Source organism: Variovorax beijingensis (assembly GCF_003951285.1).
GTDB classification, from domain to species: domain Bacteria; phylum Pseudomonadota; class Gammaproteobacteria; order Burkholderiales; family Burkholderiaceae_C; genus Variovorax; species Variovorax beijingensis.
In genome coordinates this window covers 1-4335 of sequence record NZ_RXFQ01000049.1, presented here as the reverse complement: position 1 = coordinate 4335, position 4335 = coordinate 1, and the positions used below count along the sequence as shown (strand labels likewise).

The 4335-nt window shown below is 59.4% G+C and carries 7 protein-coding genes; 5 read left to right on the top strand and 2 right to left on the bottom strand.

The features are described 5' to 3' along the window. Positions 1 to 34: 34 nt before the first annotated feature. Entirely contained in the window at positions 35 to 316 is a 282-nt protein-coding gene (locus EJO66_RS32765) for a DUF6959 family protein (protein WP_164547973.1), read from the top strand. Between the two features lie 57 nt (positions 317 to 373). Beyond that, on the top strand, positions 374 to 772 hold the full coding sequence (locus EJO66_RS32120; protein WP_125967241.1) for an SMI1/KNR4 family protein: 399 nt from the start codon (positions 374 to 376) through the stop codon (positions 770 to 772). Between the two features lie 457 nt (positions 773 to 1229). Here EJO66_RS32120 and EJO66_RS32115 read toward each other — a convergent pair whose 3' ends face one another. Further along, on the bottom strand, positions 1230 to 1541 hold the full coding sequence (locus EJO66_RS32115; RefSeq protein WP_164547972.1) for a hypothetical protein: 312 nt from the start codon (positions 1539 to 1541) through the stop codon (positions 1230 to 1232). Positions 1542 to 1855: 314 nt separating this feature from the next. On the opposite strand from EJO66_RS32115, the gene EJO66_RS32110 reads away from it, so the two are divergent. Then, the gene (locus tag EJO66_RS32110; protein ID WP_125967239.1) at positions 1856 to 2089 is read left to right on the top strand and encodes a hypothetical protein; all 234 of its coding nucleotides are present in this window, start codon (positions 1856 to 1858) and stop codon (positions 2087 to 2089) included. Positions 2090 to 2258: 169 nt separating this feature from the next. Further along, a complete protein-coding gene (locus EJO66_RS32105) occupies positions 2259 to 2651 on the top strand; it encodes a TFIIB-type zinc ribbon-containing protein (protein ID WP_125967238.1) in 393 nt (130 codons plus the stop codon). A 226-nt stretch (positions 2652 to 2877) separates the two neighbouring features. Here the strand turns inward: EJO66_RS32105 and EJO66_RS32100 are convergent, their stop codons facing one another. Beyond that, on the bottom strand, positions 2878 to 3756 hold the full coding sequence (locus EJO66_RS32100) for an AraC family transcriptional regulator (protein WP_125967237.1): 879 nt from the start codon (positions 3754 to 3756) through the stop codon (positions 2878 to 2880). 33 nt (positions 3757 to 3789) lie between these two features. On the opposite strand from EJO66_RS32100, the gene EJO66_RS32095 reads away from it, so the two are divergent. Further along, complete coding sequence (locus EJO66_RS32095; protein ID WP_240648947.1) at positions 3790 to 4170, top strand: hypothetical protein; 381 nt, start codon at positions 3790 to 3792, stop codon at positions 4168 to 4170. Positions 4171 to 4335: the final 165 nt, after the last annotated feature.

Here is a 4335-nt window from a genome sequence, read left to right as displayed (position 1 = left end):
GCCAGAAGCGGACCTTCCCGGTACACACTAGATCATGAGAAAAGAGCAGGTCGAAATCTATTCCGATACAAGCAACGCCGCAGTTCTACGGCACCCGGACCGCCACTTTCCCGGCTGCTTGGTTCAAGGCGATACGCTTCACGGTCTTCGGCAGTCGGTTCGTCGCGTCCAACGCAGTGCCCATCTCCTCGACGAGGAGGCTGCTGCAGATCTCGCCGATGTTGCAGATCATCTTGAGAGCCTTTTGAACCATTACAAAACAGTGCTCGCAGCCCACGCGATCAAACTACCGTTCACTGATACGTCGAGCGGCTGACGCCGCCATCCGGCCAGAAGCCGACCTTAGACCCAAGTTCTCAATGAAAGGGATTTGATGCCGTTCGATTTGGATGAGCGCTACGTGCAGGCTGCGGAGCAGGCGTTGGGCGTCGGCTTCCCGACAACTTATCGCCTCGCCATGATGAGGAGCAACGGCGGCACAGTCGCAACGGAGAGCGACGACTGGGAGCTGTATTCCATCGCGGACGACTCCGACAGAAAGCGGCTCGCCCGCACCCTCAATGGCGTCGTCCCCGAGACCGAGCGTGCAAGAGCCTGGCGTGGATTTCCCTCAGCCGCGGTACCGCTGGGCGGTAACGGCGAAGGTGATCAGCTAGTCTTTCTCGCGGATGGACAAGGGCTTGGTCCGGAGGTCTTCGTCTGGCGTCATGAAACGTGCGAGTTGGTCCGCGTCGCCGAAGATTTCGCAGACCTTGTGGCCGCCGGCTCATGACGGCCAGAACCGGTCATTCAGATAGGGCTGCTAATTCGTTGTGTTCGCCCCACCCAGTGAGACTATGGATCGTCGGACCTTGCTGCCCGTTCTTGAATCGCCGCTCTCAGAATATGTGCCGGAAGTTGCCTCGGCTCGGGAGGTGGTGATGTCAGGCTTGGATTGGCCTACTCCAATTTGGCCTGAGTTGGCCATGGCTTGGCTCGAAGCGGGCGTGCCAATGGACGACGAGATTGCGAAGGTGCTCTCGAGGATTGCGGATACCAAGACCTTCCCGCAGAAACTCCGGCATCACAGCGCGAGACTGGTGAGGCAGTGGACTCAGCGCTAGTAAGTCACCGAACGGCTCATGCTCGGCCCTTCGCGCCGGTGCAATGCGGCCACGAGCAGATACCCACAACCGCTGTTTTTCGGCAGGCGGCTGGACGCGACCGCTCGGAAGCCAAGCTCCTGGGTCTCATTTGCGGACGTCCATATCCCTGAAATCGACATGCAACTTAAAGCTAAACCCTTCGACGAACGCCAGCCAGTCCATTGGGGGTCTGACATCGCCAGCTTGAACTTCAACGACGCCGGCCTGTTCATTCGGGTCGCTTGCGATTTGGTCGGCGACACCGCGCAAGGGCTCGATGTCGTCTTCCGTCACGCGTCGGGATTTCGGCTTCTCGACGAACTCGAGCTCGCTCGATACTGGACTTCGGCGCACTTCCCGCGCGGTTTTCACGTCCTCGAGGTAGAAGAAGGTGGATGGCTGGACGAGGAGTCTCAATTGCAAGGGTACGCGAAACCGCACAGAGAATGGCTTATCGTCACTGGGAATGCATGCGTCAGCGTCTTTTGTTCCGAGGACCCAGTAGTCGAGGACGCTTCATGGAGACGAGGTACTGACGCATCGTTTGAAGGTGCGTCCACGCAGGGCGCAAGCTAATTTTTGATGCAGGATTTGTCATGCCAGAACTTGTGTGGGAGCCAGTCGACTTCCTTGATCTTCTGGGAGTAGCTCCAGACGAAGAGGAGTACGGAGTCTCCTTTCACTATGTTGTTCATCGTCGGGAACTACGCCTAGAACTAACGGTGTGGCCGATGAGCGGCGACGTCGCCGTCGCCGTCTATTGTTCGACGCAATCCCAACCGGTTGTCAACCTGAGCCTGCTGGACTGTCCCGGTGCTAGGGTCGTCAATGACAAGCGTGGGAGGTTTATCGAGTTCGCAGCTGCAAACCTGTTTACTGGCCGCTTTGACAATACCGCGCCAGCGCCGTACGGCTTTAGGGTGCAGGTCGACCCGTTTGTTCAGGTCTCTCCGTACTCCTACTGAAACGGCTGAGCAGCGCCACATCTCATGTTGGCAAGCGTCCGGTTTGGAGCAAGCCCAACGTCTCAAGTGGGCCTCTTTGCGCTGACCGGTCGTGAGGCTACAGTCGGCCAATAACGGACGTTGCGACTTAGATCGGAATTACGAAGCTCCCAAACCGAAAGAGCCCCTGATGCGCTGCCCTCGTTGCCATGCTGAACAGCGGTTCAGCGATTTTGTTTCCGTTTGCCCGGCCTGCGGCACGGATTCGCGGTCCGCCACGGCCGCCCCAAGGCTTGGTGACCGCGCCACGGGAGACAAAGCGGGGCAATCGAGCGGCAACTGGCTGAACTTTGTTGTTGCCGGCCCTCTTCTCGCCGCTGGCGGCGCACTGCTGTTTGCCTCGATTGTCATTGGGCGCAACGGCGGTGCGCTAACTGGCATTCCTGCGGCATTGCTTCTAGGCCTTGGCGCATTCGCAGCATTGGCCAAGAGCCCAGCGGCTCGCCTCGTGTCAACAATATTTGGTTTGGGAGGGCTTGCCTGCCTCGCGTACGTCTACTCGCTTCTCGATGGAGTTTTCTGAACTTCCGATTCGAGCCCGTTCGCGACGGCGGCGCGCCCGGCTACATTCGGCCGAGGCTGTGTGAAAACGCGCTGTGCTGCTGGTCATCTCGGAAGTTGACCTCTCAGATCGAGCCAGGATCGACGATCGAAGGGAAAGGAAGGGTTTCAGTACCCCCGAAAACACGCTGATCACGAGTTTTCACACAGCCTCGGCCAGCAGCGGACATTCGCCGCCTTCCTTCAATTCAGGCCTCCACAGGAACGTGGAAGTCGATAAATGCTCCCGGCTGCTGCGGATCGAAACGGCCGTCATAGAGCTCAAAGTCGGGACCGTCGGCGACCTTTAAGCCCGAGGTCGGGATCAACTCGCCCCATATGGATGCCAGAGCCTCTTTGACTTGCGATTGCAGCGCCGCGCCATTGAGTGTGATGCGGAACACGACGTAGGTTGCGGCCGGGATCTCCATCGTCGAGAAATTGGACGGCGGCACGCAGGTGGATTCGACACCGACACCCGCCATGTACTGAAAAGAGCCCTCAGCCTTGTCAACAGTGGAGACAACACCATAGGTCGCCCAGCTCTGGACCTGGCCTGCGAATGGCAGCGCACCGATCAACGCGGACCACAGCTGCGGGATCTCCGACTTGGTAGCCTCGTCAAAGCGGCGTGCAGGGCCGGCGACACGGAAAGCGGGCATCGCTACGAGCTCGGGCAAACGAGAGACGGATGTATTCTGTGCAGGAGGGAGGTTCATAGGATATTGGCCTTCAATGGGTTCGACCGCGAATCCGCTGCGGAACCGGCCCGGGGAGACGCCGAACAGGCGCTTGAACGCGCGCGTGAACGCCTCCTGGGATTCGAACCCGCAGTCGAACGCAAGATCGACGAGCTTCAGGTCTGGCTCATCGCAGAGCCGTCGGGCCCCGCGCACGAGTCTGCGGCCGCGCACATAGGCCATGACGCTGCGGCCCATGCGTGCGGTGAACAGCCGTGAGAAGTGATACGGCGACAGGCCAACCCGCGCCGCGACCAACTCCAGAGTCAACGACTGGTCGAGCTGCTGCTCTATCCAGGCAGCGACGCTCGAGAGCGGGTCGAGGACTGGCGGTGTCGTGCTGTTCATGGCTGAATCATGTCAAAGGGATGGCTTCGCGTCTTGACCGAATTTGCTGTGCAGACACACCTCGCCGCCATAGCCAAGAGTTCCCGCTCGCAAGCGACCGGCTACAGTCGGCCAGAACCAGCCACTTCATCCCTGCAAATCATCTTGGAAAAGAGCATGGTCTTCCTAGCAATTACGCCCAAAGGCCTAAAAAACGCACTGCGTGAAGCGGCAAGGTCTGGTGCCGCAGTTTGGTGCGGTGCAGATGCTGTCTCAGAAGAAGACTTCGACACTTCGAAGGTGAGAGGCCTGACGCGCTTCGACTACCAATTGCAGGCGCGCGATCTGCTCATATTGGCTGACGCGCTCGATACCATCGACCAGCACCACCCGGGCGAGGTCGTCTGGGTCGAAGCTGCGGCTGCCGAACGCTGACGCCGTCCGGCGAGAACCGGAATTTGATGACGTGACCTCAAATCCATCATCGTCAACTCACGTCGTGTACGTCAGTGCGGCTGGGCGTCGTCCTGCGTACTGGAAACTCGCGGCGCATCTGTGGGGACCCGGCTGCAATATCGACTCTGACGGAAACAGCCGTAC

Bases quoted from the DNA above. Each gene is read 5' to 3' on its own strand.
- EJO66_RS32765 (WP_164547973.1), top strand. From the start codon at position 35: ATGAGAAAAGAGCAGGTCGAAATCTATTCCGATACAAGCAACGCCGCA.
- EJO66_RS32120 (WP_125967241.1), top strand. From the start codon at position 374: ATGCCGTTCGATTTGGATGAGCGCTACGTGCAGGCTGCGGAGCAGGCG.
- EJO66_RS32110 (WP_125967239.1), top strand. From the start codon at position 1,856: ATGAGCGGCGACGTCGCCGTCGCCGTCTATTGTTCGACGCAATCCCAA.
- EJO66_RS32105 (WP_125967238.1), top strand. From the start codon at position 2,259: ATGCGCTGCCCTCGTTGCCATGCTGAACAGCGGTTCAGCGATTTTGTT.
- EJO66_RS32100 (WP_125967237.1), bottom strand. From the start codon at position 3,756: ATGAACAGCACGACACCGCCAGTCCTCGACCCGCTCTCGAGCGTCGCT.